This is a genomic window from Pseudomonas sp. E1MeOHC2 (assembly GCF_058745025.1).
Map to the genome: position 1 here is coordinate 2934152 of NZ_CP196675.1, position 16910 is coordinate 2951061.

The 16910-nt window shown below is 56.3% G+C and carries 30 protein-coding genes; all 30 read left to right on the plus strand.

What is annotated here, in order from left to right; translation table 11 throughout:
• Positions 1-172: 172 nt before the first annotated feature.
• The 30 genes from rpsL (at position 173) to rpsD (ending at position 16897) form a co-directional block, all read left to right on the plus strand.
• Positions 173-544: a 30S ribosomal protein S12 gene (gene rpsL, locus ACSSU5_RS13065; RefSeq protein WP_003255492.1), complete on the plus strand. Its 372-nt coding sequence runs from the start codon at positions 173-175 to the stop codon at positions 542-544.
• A 106-nt stretch (positions 545-650) separates the two neighbouring features.
• Complete coding sequence (rpsG, locus tag ACSSU5_RS13070) at positions 651-1121, plus strand: 30S ribosomal protein S7 (protein WP_008089143.1); 471 nt, start codon at positions 651-653, stop codon at positions 1119-1121.
• A gap of 30 nt (positions 1122-1151) precedes the next feature.
• Positions 1152-3299: an elongation factor G gene (fusA, locus tag ACSSU5_RS13075; protein WP_264310521.1), complete on the plus strand. Its 2148-nt coding sequence runs from the start codon at positions 1152-1154 to the stop codon at positions 3297-3299.
• 27 nt (positions 3300-3326) lie between these two features.
• Complete coding sequence (tuf, locus tag ACSSU5_RS13080; protein ID WP_264310520.1) at positions 3327-4520, plus strand: elongation factor Tu; 1194 nt, start codon at positions 3327-3329, stop codon at positions 4518-4520.
• Between the two features lie 141 nt (positions 4521-4661).
• Positions 4662-4973 (plus strand): 30S ribosomal protein S10, encoded by a 312-nt coding sequence (rpsJ, locus tag ACSSU5_RS13085; protein ID WP_003186070.1) that lies wholly within the window; start codon positions 4662-4664, stop codon positions 4971-4973.
• 80 nt (positions 4974-5053) lie between these two features.
• Entirely contained in the window at positions 5054-5689 is a 636-nt protein-coding gene (rplC, locus tag ACSSU5_RS13090) for a 50S ribosomal protein L3 (protein ID WP_027594871.1), read from the plus strand.
• Between the two features lie 12 nt (positions 5690-5701).
• Entirely contained in the window at positions 5702-6304 is a 603-nt protein-coding gene (gene rplD, locus ACSSU5_RS13095; RefSeq protein ID WP_003255485.1) for a 50S ribosomal protein L4, read from the plus strand.
• Positions 6301-6600, plus strand: a complete 300-nt coding sequence (rplW, locus tag ACSSU5_RS13100) for a 50S ribosomal protein L23 (protein WP_003255484.1) — start codon at positions 6301-6303, stop codon at positions 6598-6600. Before rplD ends, rplW begins: the two co-directional genes overlap by 4 nt.
• Positions 6601-6614: 14 nt before the next feature.
• Positions 6615-7439, plus strand: coding sequence for a 50S ribosomal protein L2 (rplB, locus tag ACSSU5_RS13105; protein WP_008089816.1), 825 nt, complete (start codon positions 6615-6617; stop codon positions 7437-7439).
• A 16-nt stretch (positions 7440-7455) separates the two neighbouring features.
• Positions 7456-7731 carry a 30S ribosomal protein S19 gene (gene rpsS, locus ACSSU5_RS13110; RefSeq protein WP_003255482.1) on the plus strand — a complete coding sequence of 92 codons (276 nt, stop codon included), beginning with the start codon at positions 7456-7458 and terminating at the stop codon, positions 7729-7731.
• A gap of 11 nt (positions 7732-7742) precedes the next feature.
• Positions 7743-8075, plus strand: a complete 333-nt coding sequence (gene rplV / locus ACSSU5_RS13115) for a 50S ribosomal protein L22 (RefSeq protein ID WP_003103908.1) — start codon at positions 7743-7745, stop codon at positions 8073-8075.
• 13 nt (positions 8076-8088) lie between these two features.
• Entirely contained in the window at positions 8089-8775 is a 687-nt protein-coding gene (gene rpsC / locus ACSSU5_RS13120; RefSeq protein ID WP_003255481.1) for a 30S ribosomal protein S3, read from the plus strand.
• A 12-nt stretch (positions 8776-8787) separates the two neighbouring features.
• Entirely contained in the window at positions 8788-9201 is a 414-nt protein-coding gene (gene rplP, locus ACSSU5_RS13125; protein ID WP_003255479.1) for a 50S ribosomal protein L16, read from the plus strand.
• A complete protein-coding gene (rpmC, locus tag ACSSU5_RS13130) occupies positions 9201-9392 on the plus strand; it encodes a 50S ribosomal protein L29 (protein WP_002555481.1) in 192 nt (63 codons plus the stop codon). Before rplP ends, rpmC begins: the two co-directional genes overlap by 1 nt.
• Before the next feature lie 2 nt (positions 9393-9394).
• A complete protein-coding gene (gene rpsQ, locus ACSSU5_RS13135; protein WP_023534981.1) occupies positions 9395-9661 on the plus strand; it encodes a 30S ribosomal protein S17 in 267 nt (88 codons plus the stop codon).
• A gap of 23 nt (positions 9662-9684) precedes the next feature.
• On the plus strand, positions 9685-10053 hold the full coding sequence (gene rplN / locus ACSSU5_RS13140) for a 50S ribosomal protein L14 (RefSeq protein WP_002555479.1): 369 nt from the start codon (positions 9685-9687) through the stop codon (positions 10051-10053).
• A gap of 11 nt (positions 10054-10064) precedes the next feature.
• Complete coding sequence (rplX, locus tag ACSSU5_RS13145; RefSeq protein WP_003255476.1) at positions 10065-10379, plus strand: 50S ribosomal protein L24; 315 nt, start codon at positions 10065-10067, stop codon at positions 10377-10379.
• Between the two features lie 20 nt (positions 10380-10399).
• Positions 10400-10939 carry a 50S ribosomal protein L5 gene (gene rplE / locus ACSSU5_RS13150; protein ID WP_003255474.1) on the plus strand — a complete coding sequence of 180 codons (540 nt, stop codon included), beginning with the start codon at positions 10400-10402 and terminating at the stop codon, positions 10937-10939.
• 13 nt (positions 10940-10952) lie between these two features.
• Positions 10953-11258: a 30S ribosomal protein S14 gene (gene rpsN / locus ACSSU5_RS13155; RefSeq protein ID WP_012316516.1), complete on the plus strand. Its 306-nt coding sequence runs from the start codon at positions 10953-10955 to the stop codon at positions 11256-11258.
• A gap of 209 nt (positions 11259-11467) precedes the next feature.
• A complete protein-coding gene (gene rpsH, locus ACSSU5_RS13160; RefSeq protein WP_027594873.1) occupies positions 11468-11860 on the plus strand; it encodes a 30S ribosomal protein S8 in 393 nt (130 codons plus the stop codon).
• Positions 11861-11872: 12 nt separating this feature from the next.
• Positions 11873-12406 carry a 50S ribosomal protein L6 gene (gene rplF, locus ACSSU5_RS13165; RefSeq protein ID WP_027594874.1) on the plus strand — a complete coding sequence of 178 codons (534 nt, stop codon included), beginning with the start codon at positions 11873-11875 and terminating at the stop codon, positions 12404-12406.
• Positions 12407-12416: 10 nt separating this feature from the next.
• Positions 12417-12767 (plus strand): 50S ribosomal protein L18, encoded by a 351-nt coding sequence (gene rplR / locus ACSSU5_RS13170; protein ID WP_008089801.1) that lies wholly within the window; start codon positions 12417-12419, stop codon positions 12765-12767.
• Between the two features lie 3 nt (positions 12768-12770).
• Positions 12771-13271 carry a 30S ribosomal protein S5 gene (gene rpsE / locus ACSSU5_RS13175; protein ID WP_003255465.1) on the plus strand — a complete coding sequence of 167 codons (501 nt, stop codon included), beginning with the start codon at positions 12771-12773 and terminating at the stop codon, positions 13269-13271.
• Between the two features lie 2 nt (positions 13272-13273).
• Positions 13274-13450, plus strand: coding sequence for a 50S ribosomal protein L30 (gene rpmD / locus ACSSU5_RS13180; protein WP_008089798.1), 177 nt, complete (start codon positions 13274-13276; stop codon positions 13448-13450).
• 3 nt (positions 13451-13453) lie between these two features.
• Positions 13454-13888 carry a 50S ribosomal protein L15 gene (rplO, locus tag ACSSU5_RS13185; RefSeq protein WP_003255461.1) on the plus strand — a complete coding sequence of 145 codons (435 nt, stop codon included), beginning with the start codon at positions 13454-13456 and terminating at the stop codon, positions 13886-13888.
• Positions 13889-15220, plus strand: a complete 1332-nt coding sequence (secY, locus tag ACSSU5_RS13190) for a preprotein translocase subunit SecY (protein WP_003257108.1) — start codon at positions 13889-13891, stop codon at positions 15218-15220.
• Between the two features lie 28 nt (positions 15221-15248).
• On the plus strand, positions 15249-15365 hold the full coding sequence (gene rpmJ / locus ACSSU5_RS13195) for a 50S ribosomal protein L36 (protein WP_002555468.1): 117 nt from the start codon (positions 15249-15251) through the stop codon (positions 15363-15365).
• A gap of 131 nt (positions 15366-15496) precedes the next feature.
• On the plus strand, positions 15497-15853 hold the full coding sequence (gene rpsM / locus ACSSU5_RS13200; RefSeq protein WP_003255457.1) for a 30S ribosomal protein S13: 357 nt from the start codon (positions 15497-15499) through the stop codon (positions 15851-15853).
• 18 nt (positions 15854-15871) lie between these two features.
• Entirely contained in the window at positions 15872-16261 is a 390-nt protein-coding gene (rpsK, locus tag ACSSU5_RS13205; protein ID WP_003255454.1) for a 30S ribosomal protein S11, read from the plus strand.
• A 15-nt stretch (positions 16262-16276) separates the two neighbouring features.
• Positions 16277-16897: a 30S ribosomal protein S4 gene (gene rpsD / locus ACSSU5_RS13210; protein ID WP_079226347.1), complete on the plus strand. Its 621-nt coding sequence runs from the start codon at positions 16277-16279 to the stop codon at positions 16895-16897.
• The last annotated feature ends 13 nt before the right edge of the window (positions 16898-16910 follow it).

Genomic DNA, 16910 nt, shown 5'->3' on the forward strand with positions numbered 1-16910 from the left:
GTGACATGAATTGTTGCCGATGACCGGGCGGGGAGGGCCGGGGCCTCGTCTTGACTGGGTGCAAGATCCTCCGTAGACTTTTGTACCCTTAAATTTGGTGAGGCTCCGTCTCGTCAATTTTTGGCTTTCTTGCAAGACAATAGAGTCGCAAGACAATCAGTGGAGCTAGTAGATGGCAACTATCAACCAGCTGGTACGTCAGCCGCGTAAGCGTTCGGTCGAGAAGTCCGACGTTCCTGCGCTGCAGAACTGCCCGCAACGTCGTGGCGTGTGCACCCGCGTGTACACCACCACGCCGAAAAAACCTAACTCGGCACTGCGTAAAGTTTGCCGTGTGCGTCTGACCAACGGTTTCGAGGTTTCCTCGTACATCGGCGGTGAAGGCCACAACCTGCAAGAGCACAGCGTCGTCCTGATCCGTGGCGGCCGTGTAAAAGACTTGCCAGGTGTTCGTTACCACACCGTTCGCGGCTCTCTGGATACTTCGGGCGTTAAAGGCCGTAACCAGGGTCGTTCGAAGTACGGTACCAAGCGTCCGAAGTAATCGGTCGTTTGCACACATCCATTTTTTTGAGTCGATAAGAGTAAGGTCGGGCAGGGGTCGAAGACCCACGTCCCGGGCTAACCTGAAGACCGTTTGAGGGCTTATCATGCCAAGACGTCGTGTAGCAGCAAAACGTGAGATTCTGGACGATCCTAAATACGGATCCCAAATCCTCGCCAAGTTCATGAACCACGTGATGGAAAGCGGCAAAAAGGCCGTCGCCGAGCGCATCGTTTACGGTGCACTGGACAAGGTCAAAGAGCGCAAGAACAGCGACCCCCTGGAAATCTTCGAGAAAGCTCTCGACGCCATCGCTCCGCTGGTCGAAGTAAAGTCCCGTCGTGTCGGCGGTGCCACTTACCAGGTTCCGGTTGAAGTTCGTCCATCCCGTCGTAATGCTCTGGCAATGCGCTGGCTCGTAGACTACGCCCGCAAGCGTGGCGAGAAGTCGATGGCTCTGCGCCTGGCTGGCGAGCTGCTGGATGCTGCTGAAGGCAAAGGTGCTGCAGTCAAGAAGCGTGAAGACGTTCACCGTATGGCTGAAGCCAACAAAGCGTTCTCGCACTACCGCTTCTAATTCAAGCATCAATCATTTTGCGAGGGCTTTATGGCTCGTACTACAGCAATTAACCGCTACCGTAACATTGGTATCTGTGCCCACGTTGACGCGGGCAAGACCACCACTACCGAGCGGATCCTGTTCTATACAGGCCTGAGCCACAAGATGGGCGAGGTGCACGACGGCGCCGCGACCACCGACTGGATGGTGCAGGAGCAGGAGCGGGGTATCACCATTACCTCCGCTGCCGTTACCACCTTCTGGAAAGGTTCCGTTGGTCAGTACGACAACTACCGCGTAAACGTCATCGATACCCCCGGCCACGTTGACTTCACCATTGAAGTAGAGCGTTCGCTGCGTGTACTCGATGGCGCGGTCGTTGTGTTCTGCGGTACTTCCGGCGTTGAGCCGCAGTCCGAAACCGTATGGCGTCAGGCCAACAAGTACGGTGTTCCACGTGTTGTTTACGTGAACAAGATGGACCGTGCCGGTGCAAACTTCCTGCGCGTCGTAGGTCAGATCAAGAACCGTCTGGGTCACACCCCGGTTCCTGTTCAGCTGGCCATCGGTTCGGAAGATAACTTCCAGGGTCAGGTCGACCTGATCAAGATGAAGGCTATCTACTGGAACGACGACGACAAAGGTACCACCTATCGCGAGGAAGAAATTCCTGCCGATATGCTGGAGCTGGCTGAAGAGTGGCGCTCCAACATGGTTGAGGCGGCTGCCGAGGCCAGCGAAGAGCTGATGAACAAGTACCTGGAAGGCGAAGAGCTGACCGTCGAAGAGATCAAAGCCGGTCTGCGCGCGCGCACCCTGGCCAGCGAGATCGTTCCGGCCGTCTGCGGTTCGTCGTTCAAGAACAAGGGCGTTCCCCTGGTTCTCGACGCCGTCATCGACTTCCTGCCTGCTCCTACCGAGATTCCTGCGATCAAGGGTATCCACCCTGACCTGATCGAGAAGCCGAAGGAAGAGTTGGTTGACGCTGACTTCGACGAGCGTCATGCCGACGACAACGAGCCGTTCTCGGCTCTGGCGTTCAAGATTGCCACCGACCCGTTCGTTGGTACTCTGACTTTCGTCCGTGTTTACTCGGGTATGCTGCAGTCCGGCGACTCGGTGATCAACTCGGTCAAAGGCAAGAAAGAGCGCGTTGGTCGTATGGTGCAGATGCACGCCAACCAGCGTGAAGAAATCAAAGAAGTACTGGCAGGCGACATCGCTGCTCTGATCGGTATGAAGGACGTCACCACCGGTGACACCCTCTGCAACGCCGACAAGCCGATCATCCTCGAGCGTATGGACTTCCCGGAGCCTGTGATCTCGGTAGCTGTAGAACCGAAGACCAAGCAAGACCAGGAAAAGATGGGTATCGCACTGGGCAAGCTGGCTCAGGAAGACCCGTCGTTCCGCGTCAAGACCGACGAAGAAACCGGCCAGACCATCATCTCCGGTATGGGTGAGCTGCACCTGGACATCCTCGTTGACCGCATGAAGCGCGAGTTCAACGTCGAAGCCAACATCGGTAAGCCTCAGGTTTCGTACCGCGAGAAGATCACCAAGTCCAACGTCGAGATCGAAGGCAAGTTCGTTCGTCAGTCGGGCGGTCGTGGTCAGTTCGGTCACTGCTGGATCCGTTTCTCGGAGCCGGACGTCGACGAGAAGGGCAACATCACCGAAGGTCTGGTGTTCACCAACGAAGTCGTTGGTGGTGTGATTCCTAAGGAATTCATCGCCCCGATCCAGAAGGGTATCGAAGAGCAGATGAAGAACGGCGTTGTTGCCGGCTATCCGCTGCTCGGCCTGAAGGCCACGGTATTCGACGGTTCGTACCACGACGTCGACTCCAACGAAATGGCGTTCAAGATCGCCGCTTCGATGGCGACCAAGCAACTGGCCCAGAAGGGTGGTGGCGTGGTGCTTGAGCCGATCATGAAGGTCGAAGTTGTAACCCCGGAAGACTACCTGGGTGACGTGATGGGTGACCTGAGCCGTCGTCGCGGGATGATCCAGGGTAATGAAGACTCGGTGTCCGGCAAGGTAATCACTGCTGAGGTACCGCTCGGAGAGATGTTCGGTTACGCAACCGACGTTCGTTCCATGTCTCAGGGTCGCGCAAGCTACTCCATGGAATTCTCCAAATACGCCGAAGCTCCGTCGAACATCGTCGAAGCACTCGTTAAAAAACAAGGCTAATCCCCTTTAGGCAAGAGGTTCACTGTCGTGGCTAAAGAAAAATTTGATCGTTCCCTTCCCCACGTTAACGTCGGCACCATCGGCCACGTTGACCACGGTAAGACCACTCTGACCGCAGCTCTGACTCGCGTCTGCTCCGAAGTTTTCGGTTCGGCAGTCGTTGATTTCGACAAGATCGACTCGGCTCCGGAAGAAAAAGCGCGCGGTATCACCATCAACACCGCACACGTCGAGTACAACTCGAAGATCCGTCACTACGCTCACGTCGACTGCCCAGGTCACGCTGACTACGTGAAGAACATGATCACCGGTGCTGCCCAGATGGACGGCGCGATCCTGGTTTGCTCGGCCGCCGATGGTCCGATGCCACAAACCCGTGAGCACATCCTGCTGTCCCGTCAGGTTGGCGTTCCGTACATCGTGGTCTTCCTGAACAAGGCTGACCTGGTAGACGACGCTGAGCTGCTGGAACTGGTCGAGATGGAAGTTCGCGACCTGCTGTCCACCTACGACTTCCCAGGCGACGACACCCCGATCATCATCGGTTCGGCTCGTATGGCGCTGGAAGGCAAAGACGACAACGAAATGGGCACCACCGCTGTCAAGCGTCTGGTTGAAACTCTGGACAGCTACATCCCAGAGCCAGAGCGTGCTATCGACAAGCCGTTCCTGATGCCAATCGAAGACGTATTCTCGATCTCGGGTCGTGGTACTGTTGTTACCGGCCGTATCGAGCGTGGCATCGTCCGCGTTCAGGATCCGCTGGAAATCGTTGGTCTGCGTGACACCACCACCACCACCTGCACCGGCGTTGAGATGTTCCGCAAGCTGCTGGACGAAGGTCGTGCTGGCGAGAACTGCGGCGTCCTGCTGCGTGGTACCAAGCGTGACGACGTTGAGCGTGGCCAGGTTCTGGTCAAGCCAGGTTCGGTCAAGCCGCACACCAAGTTCACCGCAGAAGTCTACGTTCTGTCGAAAGAAGAAGGCGGTCGTCACACTCCGTTCTTCAAAGGCTACCGTCCTCAGTTCTACTTCCGTACCACTGACGTGACCGGTAACTGCCAGCTGCCGGAAGGCGTTGAGATGGTAATGCCAGGTGACAACATCCAGATGGAAGTCACCCTGATCAAGACCATCGCAATGGAAGACGGTCTGCGCTTCGCTATCCGTGAAGGCGGTCGTACCGTCGGCGCCGGCGTCGTAGCCAAAATCATCGAGTAATCACTCGATCGATTGAAAAAACCCCCGCTCAGCGGGGGTTTTTTTTATTGGGTTGACACTAAATTGAGCCGTCTATAGAATCACGCCTCCTTTTAGCGGGCGTAGTGCGTCCGTTGGGAACAGCCTGGAGTCTGAAATCCAATGCAAAATCAGCAAATCCGAATCAGGTTGAAGGCTTTCGACCATCGCCTGATCGACCAATCCACCCAGGAAATCGTGGAAACCGCGAAACGTACTGGTGCACAAGTGCGTGGTCCAATTCCACTGCCTACCCGCAAAGAGCGTTTCACCGTTCTGGTCTCCCCGCACGTCAACAAAGACGCGCGTGACCAGTACGAGATTCGCACTCATAAGCGTGTTCTGGACATCGTCCAGCCAACGGATAAAACCGTTGACGCGCTGATGAAGCTTGATCTCGCGGCAGGTGTGGAAGTGCAGATCAGCCTCGGCTAAGACTTCGGTCTTGTCCGTGTAACGCTCTGAAATGGGCGGCCATAGCGGGTGAAAGCCCCGTACACTCATGAGGTTACAACATGACTATTGGTGTAGTCGGTCGTAAATGCGGTATGACCCGCGTTTTCACCGAAGAAGGTGTCTCCATTCCGGTCACGGTCATTGAGATCGAGCCGAATCGCGTCACCCAGTTCAAGACTGAAGAAACCGATGGCTACCGTGCAGTGCAAGTCACTGTCGGCGAGCGTCGTGCTTCGCGTGTGACTGCTGCTCAAGCTGGTCACTTCGCTAAAGCGAACGTTGCCGCTGGTCGCGGTGTCTGGGAGTTCCGCCTTGAAGAAGGCGAGTTCCAGGCTGGCGACTCGATCAAAGCTGAACTCTTCACTGCAGGCCAGCTGGTAGACGTTACTGGTCAGTCCAAAGGTAAAGGCTTCGCCGGTACCATCAAGCGCTGGAACTTCCGTGGTCAGGACAACACCCACGGTAACTCCGTGTCGCACCGTGTCCCAGGCTCCATCGGCCAGTGCCAGACTCCTGGTCGTGTGTTCAAGGGCAAGAAAATGTCCGGTCACATGGGCGCCGAGCGCGTGACTGTTCAGTCCCTGGAAGTAGTTCGCGTAGACGCTGAACGCAACCTGCTGCTGATCAAGGGTGCCGTTCCTGGCGCTACTGGCGGCGACGTGGTTGTACGTCCGGCTGTCAAGGCTCGCGGTTAAGGGGAAACTGACATGCAACTTAATGTAAATGACGCTCAGGCGATCGAAGTTTCCGAACTGACTTTCGGTGGCGAATTCAACGAGACGCTGGTTCACCAAGCAGTCGTGGCCTACATGGCCGGCGGCCGTCAGGGCACCAAGCAGCAAAAGACCCGTTCCGACGTGGCTGGTGGCGGTAAGCGCCCATGGCGTCAGAAGGGTACTGGCCGTGCTCGTGCTGGTACCACTCGTGGTCCGATCTGGCGTGGCGGTGGTGTTACCTTCGCAGCTCGCCCTCAAGATCACTCGCAGAAGCTCAACAAGAAGATGTATCGCGCAGCTCTGCGCTCCATCCTCGCTGAGCTGGTGCGTAGCGACCGTCTGGTCGTGGTTCAGGACTTCGCTGTTGAAGCACCGAAAACCAAAGATCTGCTGAACAAGCTGAACGGCATGGGTCTGAGCGACGTTCTGATCGTTTCGGACGCTGTTGATCAGAACCTGTACCTGGCTGCTCGCAACCTGCCGCACGTCGATGTACGTGACGTTCAAGGTTCCGACCCGGTCAGTCTGATCGCATACGAGAAAGTGTTGATCACTGTCTCGGCCGTGAAGAAATTCGAGGAGCTGCTGGGATGAACCAGGAACGCGTATTCAAAGTCCTCCTTGGCCCGCACGTTTCCGAGAAGGCTACCGTTCTGGCTGAGAAAAAAGGCCAGTTCGTATTCAAGGTTGCTACCGACGCAACCAAGCTGGAAATCAAGAAAGCTGTCGAAGGCCTGTTCAACGTAAAAGTTGAAAACGTGTCGACTGTTAACGTTCTGGGTAAAACCAAGCGTACCGCACGTGGTCTGGGCAAGCGTAATGACTGGAAGAAGGCGATTGTCTCCCTTCAGCCAGGCCAAGATCTCGATTTCAGCAGCAGTGCTGAGTAAGGAAGGGGTGCATCATGGCAATCGTTAAATGCAAACCGACTTCCCCTGGCCGCCGTTTCGTGGTCAAGGTGGTCAACAAGGAGCTCCACAAGGGCGCTCCTCACGCACCGCTGCTCGAGAAGAAATCGAAGTCTGGTGGTCGTAACAACAATGGCCGCATTACCACTCGTCACGTTGGTGGTGGTCACAAGCAGCATTACCGTCTGGTCGACTTCCGTCGCAACGACAAAGATGGCATCCCAGCCACTGTCGAGCGTATCGAATACGATCCAAACCGTACTGCTCACATCGCCCTGCTGTGCTACGCAGACGGTGAGCGTCGCTACATCATCGCCCCTAAAGGCGTGAGCGCTGGCGACCAGCTGATCGCAGGCGCACTGGCCCCAATCAAGGCCGGTAACTCCCTGCAGCTGCGCAACATTCCAGTAGGTAGCACCATTCACGGCGTCGAACTGAAGCCGGGTAAAGGTGCTCAGATCGCTCGTTCCGCTGGTGCTTCGGCTCAGCTGATCGCTCGTGACGGCGTCTACGTGACTCTGCGTCTGCGCTCCGGTGAGATGCGTAAAGTACTGGCTGAGTGCCGTGCGACCCTGGGCGAAGTCTCGAACTCCGAGCACAGCCTGCGCTCGCTGGGTAAAGCTGGTGCCAAACGCTGGCGCGGCGTTCGCCCAACCGTTCGTGGTGTTGCCATGAACCCGGTTGACCACCCACATGGTGGTGGTGAAGGTCGTACCTCCGGTGGTCGTCATCCGGTATCGCCATGGGGCTTCCCAACCAAGGGTGCTAAAACCCGTGGTAATAAGCGTACCGACAACATGATCGTCCGTCGTCGCAAGTAACTAGAGGGATACGACAGTGCCACGTTCTCTGAAAAAAGGTCCTTTTATCGATCTTCACCTGTTGAAGAAGGTCGAAGTGGCGGTGGAGAAGAACGATCGCAAGCCAGTTAAAACCTGGTCGCGTCGCTCGATGATCCTGCCACAAATGGTCGGTCTGACCATCGCGGTTCACAACGGTCGCCAACATGTTCCAGTTCTCGTGAACGAAGACATGGTCGGCCACAAACTGGGCGAGTTCGCCGGTACCCGCACCTATCGCGGGCACGTGGCTGACAAGAAAGCCAAGCGTTAAGGGGTAAGGAAATGGAAGTAGCCGCTAAGTTGTCGGGCGCTCGCATCTCCGCCCAGAAAGCCCGCTTGGTCGCCGACCAGATCCGCGGGAAGAAGGTGGGCGAAGCGCTCAACCTGTTGGCCTTCAGCAGCAAAAAAGCCGCTGAAATCATGAAGAAAGTCCTCGAGTCGGCCGTTGCCAACGCCGAACACAACGAAGGCGCAGACGTTGATGACCTGAAGGTCTCCACCGTCTTCGTCAACGAAGGGCGTTCGCTGAAGCGCATCATGCCACGTGCCAAAGGCCGTGCTGATCGCATCGTCAAGCGGTCTTGCCATATCACTGTCAAGGTTGCGGACAAGTAACGGAGTCGATCAGATGGGTCAGAAAGTACATCCCACTGGCATTCGCCTGGGAATCGTCAAGGAGCACACCTCCGTCTGGTACGCAGACGGTGCTACTTACGCAGATTACCTGTTGAAGGATCTGAAAACGCGTGAGTACCTCCAAGACAAACTAAAAAGCGCGTCCGTAAGCCGTATCGATATTCATCGTCCGGCTCAAACAGCACGCATCACCATCCACACTGCTCGTCCCGGTATCGTTATCGGTAAGAAAGGTGAGGATGTCGAGAAGCTGCGTCAGGACCTGACCAAGCAGATGGGTGTGCCTGTGCACATCAACATCGAAGAGATCCGCAAGCCGGAACTCGACGCTATGCTGGTTGCGCAGAGCGTAGCTCAGCAGCTGGAACGCCGCGTAATGTTCCGTCGCGCCATGAAGCGCGCCGTACAGAACGCCATGCGTATTGGTGCCAAGGGCATCAAGATCCAGGTGAGCGGTCGTCTCGGCGGCGCCGAGATTGCTCGTACCGAGTGGTATCGCGAAGGTCGTGTGCCTCTGCACACCCTGCGTGCCGATATCGACTACAACACCTACGAAGCTCACACCACTTACGGTGTGATCGGTGTGAAGGTTTGGATCTTCAAAGGCGAAGTTATTGGTGGTCGCCAAGAAGAACTGAAACCACAAGCACCAGCGCCTCGTAAAAAAGCTGCTAAGTAAGGGGTACGCCAAATGTTGCAACCAAAGCGTACAAAATTCCGCAAGCAGATGACTGGCCACAACCGTGGTCTGGCACTGCGCGGTAGCAAAGTCAGCTTCGGCGAGTTCGCCCTGAAAGCTGTTGCTCGCGGTCGCCTCACCGCCCGCCAGATCGAGTCGGCACGTCGTGCTCTGACCCGTCACGTTAAACGTGGCGGCAAGATCTGGATCCGTGTCTTCCCGGACAAGCCGATCTCCAAAAAACCTCTCGAGGTTCGTATGGGTAAAGGTAAGGGCTCCGTGGAATACTGGGTTGCCCAGATCCAGCCAGGCAAAGTCCTGTACGAGATCGAGGGTGTTTCTGAAGAGCTGGCGCGCGAAGCTTTCGCCCTGGCTGCTGCAAAGCTGCCTCTCGCCACCTCCTTTGTTAAGCGGACGGTGATGTGATGAAAGCGAATGAACTTCGTGAAAAATCGGCACAGCAGCTGAACGAGCAACTGCTCGGCTTGCTGCGCGACCAGTTCAATCTGCGTATGCAGAAAGCAACTGGCCAGTTGGGGCAGTCGCACCTGCTCTCGCAAGTTAAGCGTGACATCGCTCGCGTGAAAACTGTGCTCAACCAGCAGGCAGGTAAGTGATCATGGCTGAAGCTGAAAAAACCGTCCGTACGCTGACTGGCCGTGTCGTCAGCGACAAAATGGACAAGACCATCACCGTTCTGATCGAGCGTCGCGTAAAGCACCCGATCTACGGTAAATACGTTAAGCGTTCGACTAAGCTGCACGCGCACGACGAAACCAACCAGTGCAAGATCGGCGACAAGGTTTCGATTACCGAAACCCGTCCGCTGGCCAAGACCAAGTCCTGGGCACTGGTTGAAGTCCTCGAACGCGCTGTTGAAGTCTAAGGGCTAGGGGTCGGAGAAATTTTATGATTCAGACTCAATCCATGCTCGATGTGGCCGATAACAGCGGCGCTCGTCGCGTCATGTGCATCAAGGTACTCGGCGGTTCGCACCGCCGTTACGCCGGCATCGGTGACATCATCAAAGTAACCGTCAAGGAAGCAATTCCGCGCGGTAAGGTCAAAAAAGGCCAGGTGATGACTGCTGTTGTCGTCCGTACCCGTCACGGTGTACGTCGCGCTGACGGTTCCATCATTCGTTTCGACGGCAACGCTGCTGTTCTGCTGAACAACAAGCAAGAGCCGATCGGCACTCGCATCTTCGGGCCAGTGACCCGTGAACTTCGTACTGAGAAGTTCATGAAGATCGTCTCGCTCGCCCCTGAAGTGCTGTAAGGAGATCCGACATGCAAAAGATTCGTCGTGACGACGAGATCATCGTGATCGCCGGCAAAGACAAAGGTAAGCGCGGTAAGGTGCTGAAGGTTCTCGCTGATGACCGTCTGGTTATCGGTGGCGTGAACCTGGTCAAGCGTCATACCAAGCCTAACCCGATGGCGGGCGTTCAGGGCGGTATCGTCGAGAAAGAAGCGCCTCTGCACGCTTCCAACGTTGCCATCTTCAACGGCGAAACCAACAAGGCTGACCGCGTTGGTTTCAAAGTAGAAGACGGTAAGAAAATTCGTGTCTTCAAGTCGACCCAAAAAGCGGTTGATGCTTGAACACTGCTAGGTAGAAGACCATGGCACGACTGAAAGAGATTTACCGGAACGAAATCGCTCCCAAGCTTAAGGAAGAACTTAAGCTGTCGAACGTGATGGAAGTTCCGCGCGTTACCAAAATCACCCTGAACATGGGTCTGGGCGAAGCGATCGGCGACAAAAAAGTCATCGAGCACGCTGTTGCCGACCTGGAAAAGATCACCGGTCAAAAGCCGGTCGTGACTTTCGCTCGTAAATCCATCGCGGGCTTCAAAGTCCGTGAAGGATGGCCGATCGGCGTCAAGGTGACCCTGCGTAGCGACAAGATGTACGAATTCCTGGACCGCCTGCTGGCGATCTCCCTGCCTCGGGTTCGCGACTTCCGCGGCCTGAATGCCAAGTCCTTCGATGGCCGTGGCAACTACAGCATGGGCGTGAAAGAGCAGATCATCTTCCCGGAAATCGATTACGACAAGATCGATGCTCTGCGCGGTTTGGACATCACCCTGACCACCACTGCTCGTTCGGATGACGAAGGCCGCGCTCTGCTGCGTGCTTTCAAATTCCCGTTCCGCAACTGATTGGAGTAGGAAAATGGCCAAGAAGAGCATGAAAAACCGCGAGCTGAAGCGTCAGCTCACGGTAGCCAAGTTCGCCAAAAAGCGTGCTGAGCTGAAAGCGACCATCGTCAACCTGAACGCCTCTCCAGAAGAGCGTTTCGCTGCCGTTGTCGCTCTGCAGAAGCAGCCACGTGATGCCAGCGCTGCGCGTCTGCGCAACCGTTGCCGCCTGACCGGTCGTCCTCACGGTGTATACCGTAAGTTCGGCCTGGGCCGTAACATGCTGCGTCAAGCGGCAATGCGTGGTGACGTACCAGGTCTGGTCAAGGCCTCCTGGTAATCGCTGCAGGTGTGATCCCGGCGCAAGGGGAGCAATCTTCCGACCGCCGGTGACCTCACCAACAAACAAGCCCCTATATGGGGCTTGTTTCGTTTCTGCCTTGTGTCTAGAATGACCGGCTCACCTGAGCCTGGGTTTTTTACCCAATCCGCTCGGGTGGTTGTGATAGCCGCAAGGCTAATAATTCTTGTATCAGGAGCATCTAGCCCATGAGTATGCAGGACCCGTTAGCGGACATGCTAACTCGCATCCGTAATGCCCAGATGGCTGAAAAGTCCGTCGTAAGCATGCCTTCCTCTACCCTGAAGGTCGCGGTTGCCAAAGTTCTGAAGGATGAAGGTTACATCGCTGGCTACCAAGTCAGTGGCGAAGCCAAGCCCTCCCTGTCGATCGAACTGAAGTACTTCGAAGGCCGTCCGGTCATCGAGGAACTGAAGCGCTCCAGCCGTCCAGGCCTGCGCCAGTACAAGGCCGTCACCGATCTGCCGAAAGTTCGTGGCGGTCTGGGCGTGTCTATTGTCTCCACCAACAAAGGTGTGATGACTGATCGCGCTGCGCGCGCTGCCGGTGTCGGCGGCGAAGTTCTCTGCACAGTGTTCTAAGGGGGGATAGACATGTCTCGCGTCGCTAAGAACCCCGTTAAGCTGCCATCCGGTGTCGAAGTCAAATTCGCCGGCCAGCAGCTTTCGGTGAAGGGTGCTAAAGGCACTCTCGAACTGAACGTTCACTCGTCTGTTGAAGTTACCGAAGAGTCTGGTGAGCTGCGTTTCGTCGCTCGCAATGGTGACCAGCAAGCTCGCGCCATGGCCGGTACTACCCGCGCTCTGGTCAACAACATGGTCCAGGGCGTAAGCCAAGGCTTCGAGCGCAAGCTCCAGCTGGTCGGTGTTGGTTACAAGGCACAGGCCAAGGGCACCATCCTGAACCTGGCCCTGGGCTTCTCGCACCCAGTGGACTACGAACTGCCAGCCGGTATCACCGCTGAAACGCCTAGCCAGACCGACATCCTGATCAAGGGTATCGACAAGCAGCTGGTAGGTCAGGTGGCCGCTGAAATCCGCGACTTCCGTCCGCCAGAGCCTTACAAAGGTAAAGGTGTGCGTTACGCGGACGAAGTAGTCCGTCGTAAAGAAGCCAAGAAGAAGTAGGGCCTAGCAAATGACCGACAAAAAAGTTACTCGACTGCGTCGCGCTCGCAAAGCACGCCTCAAGATGCACGAACTCGAAGTCGTGCGCCTGTGCGTGTTCCGCTCCTCGCAGCACATCTATGCCCAGGTCATTTCGGCCGACGGCAGCAAGGTTCTGGCAAGCGCCTCGACCTTGGACAAAGACCTGCGTGATGGCGCCACTGGCAACATCGACGCGGCCACTAAGGTTGGCAAGCTGGTAGCTGAGCGTGCGAAAGCCGCCGGTGTATCTCAAGTTGCCTTTGACCGTTCCGGCTTCAAGTACCATGGCCGCGTCAAAGCGCTGGCTGATGCTGCTCGTGAAGGCGGGCTGGAGTTCTAAGTTATGGCAAATAACGATCAAAAGCGCGACGAAGGCTACATCGAGAAGCTGGTTCAAGTTAACCGCGTTGCCAAGACCGTAAAAGGCGGCCGTATCTTCACCTTCACCGCGTTGACCGTGGTTGGTGATGGTAAAGGTCGTGTCGGCTTCGGCCGTGGCAAGTCGCGCGAAGTACCTGCCGCGATCCAGAAAGCCATGGAAGCTGCTCGTCGCAACATGATCCAGGTTGACCTGAAGGGCACCACCCTGCAGTACGCCACCAAGGCTGCCCACGGCGCCTCGAAGGTTTACATGCAGCCTGCTTCGGAAGGTACCGGTATCATCGCCGGCGGCGCCATGCGTGCTGTCCTGGAAGTTGCTGGTGTTCAGAACGTCCTGGCCAAGTGCTACGGTTCGACCAACCCAGTGAACGTGGTTTACGCCACCTTCAAGGGTCTGAAAGCCATGCAATCTCCTGAGTCCATTGCTGCCAAGCGCGGCAAGAGCGTTGAGGAGATCTTCTGATCATGGCAACCGTTAAAGTAACGCTGATCAAGTCCGTCTCGGGCCGCATTCCTAACCACAAACTGTGCGTTAAAGGTCTGGGTCTGCGTCGCATCGGTCACACTGTAGAAGTCCAGGATACTCCCGAGAATCGCGGGATGATCAACAAGGCTTACTACATGCTGCGCGTCGAGGGTTAATCGATGAAACTCAATGATCTGAGTCCAGCGCCGGGTTCCCGTCGCGAAAAGCATCGTCCGGGTCGTGGTATCGGTAGCGGTCTGGGTAAGACCGGCGGCCGTGGCCACAAAGGTCAGACCTCCCGTTCGGGTGGTTCGATCGCTCCGGGCTTCGAAGGCGGTCAACAGCCGCTGCACCGTCGTCTGCCGAAGTTCGGCTTCGTTTCCCTGAAAGCCATGGACCGCGCAGAAGTGCGTCTGTCCGAGCTGGCCAAAGTGGAAGGCGACGTGATCTCCGTGCAGTCCCTGAAGGATGCCAACGTGATCAACCAGCACATTCAGCGTGTGAAAATCATGCTGTCTGGCGAAGTTACTCGCGCAGTCACCATCAAGGGCATCGCAGCCACCAAGGGTGCGCGTGCGGCTATCGAAGCAGCTGGCGGCAAATTCGAGGAATAAATGGCTAAGCAAGGTGCTCTCTCTTCGCTCGGTAAGGGCGGGATGTCGGAACTCTGGGCTCGTCTGCGCTTTCTGTTCATGGCGATCATCGTCTATCGGATAGGTGCGCATATCCCGGTTCCAGGCATCAATCCGGACCGTCTGGCGGATCTGTTTCGGCAGAATGAGGGGACCATTCTTAGCTTGTTCAACATGTTTTCCGGTGGCGCGCTTGAGCGCATGAGCATCTTTGCACTGGGGATCATGCCGTACATTTCGGCATCGATCATCATGCAGCTGATGACGGCGGTCAGCCCGCAACTGGAGCAGTTGAAGAAGGAAGGTGAAGCTGGCCGTCGCAAGATCAGCCAGTACACCCGCTACGGCACCGTTATTCTGGCGCTGGTCCAAGCCATTGGCATGTCCATTGGTCTGGCCAACCAGGGCGTGGCGTTTTCTGTCGGCCTGGGCTTCCATGTCGTCGCGGTTTCCACGTTCGTGGCCGGCGCGATGTTCATGATGTGGCTGGGCGAGCAGATCACCGAGCGCGGTGTGGGCAACGGTATCTCGATGTTGATCTTCGCAGGTATCGTTGCCGGTCTTCCGAGAGCAATCGGGCAGTCTTTCGAGTCTGCGCGCACAGGCGATATCAACATTTTCGCCCTGGTCGCTATCGGTTTGCTGGCAGTAGCGATTATCGGTTTCGTGGTGTTCATTGAGCGTGGTCAGCGTCGTATCGCCGTTCACTACGCCAAGCGTCAGCAGGGCCGCAAGGTCTTCGCTGCGCAGACCAGCCACTTGCCGTTGAAGGTGAACATGGCAGGGGTAATCCCGGCCATTTTCGCCAGCAGCATTTTGCTGTTCCCGGCTTCGCTGGGTGCCTGGTTCGGTCAGTCCGAAGGTATGGGCTGGCTGCAGGACATCTCGCAGTCGATCGCTCCTGGTCAGCCGTTGAACATCTTGCTGTTTAGTGCAGGGATCATTTTCTTCTGCTTCTTCTACACAGCGCTGATGTTCAATCCGAAAGACGTAGCGGAAAACCTGAAGAAGTCCGGTGCCTTTATTCCGGGTATCCGTCCTGGCGAACAGTCGGCGCGCTACATTGATGGCGTTCTGACCCGTTTGACCATGTTCGGTGCTCTTTACATGATGGCCGTCTGCCTTCTGCCCCAGTTCTTGGTGGTGGCAGCAAATGTGCCGTTCTACCTTGGCGGGACCTCGTTGCTGATTGTGGTAGTGGTTGTGATGGACTTCATGTCCCAAGTACAATCGCACCTCGTTTCGCACCAGTACGAATCCCTGATGAAGAAAGCCAACCTGAAAGGCTACGGTGGCAGCGGTTTGCTGCGCTGATACGCCCCTAAGGTTCGAGGAGTCGGTAATGAAAGTTCGTGCATCGGTGAAAAAGCTGTGCCGTAACTGCAAGATCATCCGTCGCGAAGGCGTCGTTCGAGTGATCTGCAGCGCAGAACCGCGTCACAAACAGCGCCAAGGCTGAGTGTGATCGTTGCTTCAAACCCAGCAGCTAGTGTGCTGCTGGGTTGATTATTCGTTTCTACAGCGATATTATCTCGCGCCCTATTTCTTGGCTTCCGGGGCGTAGGTAGCTGTCAATTGGAGTCCCACTGAATGGCCCGTATTGCAGGCGTCAACATTCCAGATAACAAGCATACTGTTATCTCGCTGACCTACATCTATGGTGTCGGTCGCACAACTGCACAGAAGATCTGTGCAGACGCTGGTGTAAACCCAGCCGCTAAGATCAAGGATCTGAGCGACGAGCAAATCGAAACCCTGCGTGGGGAAGTCGCGAAGTTCACCACCGAAGGTGACCTGCGTCGTGACATCAACATGAAGATCAAACGCTTGATGGACCTGGGTTGCTACCGCGGCCTGCGTCATCGTAAAGGTCTGCCGGTTCGCGGTCAGCGCACCAAGACCAACGCACGCACCCGTAAGGGCCCGCGTAAGCCGATCCGCAAGTAACCGCCCAGGAATATAGACATGGCAAAACCTGCTGCTCGTCCTCGTAAGAAAGTCAAAAAGACAGTGGTTGATGGCATCGCCCACATCCATGCGTCTTTCAACAACACCATCGTGACCATCACCGACCGTCAGGGCAATGCTTTGTCCTGGGCGACCTCCGGTGGTTCGGGTTTCCGTGGTTCGCGCAAATCCACCCCGTTCGCAGCCCAGATCGCTGCTGAGCGTGCTGGTCAAGCTGCGCTGGAATACGGTCTGAAAAACCTCGACGTTAACGTCAAGGGTCCAGGTCCAGGTCGTGAGTCCGCCGTTCGTGCATTGAACAGCTGCGGCTACAAGATCGCCAGCATCACCGACGTGACGCCAATCCCGCATAACGGGTGCCGTCCGCCGAAGAAGCGCCGCGTGTAATCAGGAGACAGAAGAATGGCACGTTACATTGGTCCAAAATGCAAACTGTCTCGTCGTGAAGGCACCGATCTGTTCCTGAAGAGCGGCGTTCGCGCTCTGGAATCGAAGTGCAACATCGAAGCAGCCCCAGGTATCCACGGCCAGCGCCGTGGCCGTCAGTCCGACTACGGTACCCAGCTGCGCGAGAAACAAAAAGTCCGTCGTATCTACGGTGTTCTGGAGCGTCAGTTCCGCGGTTACTACCAAGCTGCTGCCTCGAAAAAAGGCGCAACCGGTGAGAACCTGCTGCAACTGCTCGAGTGCCGTCTCGATAACGTCGTTTACCGTATGGGCTTCGGCTCGACTCGTTCCGAGTCCCGTCAGCTGGTTTCGCACAAAGCGATCAGCGTCAACGGTAAGACTGTAAACATTCCATCCTACCAAGTTCGTCCGGGTGACGTGGTCGCGGTTCGCGAGAAGTCGCTGAGCCAGCTGCGCATTGTTCAAGCCCTTGAACTGTGCGCCCAGCGTGGCCGCGTTGAGTGGGTAGACGTTGATACTGCTAAGAAGTCGGGCGTTTTCAAGAACGTTCCTGCTCGTGGCGATCTGTCTGCCGACATCAACGAAAACCTGATTGTCGAGCTCTACTCCAAGTAAGGGCTAGAAAATA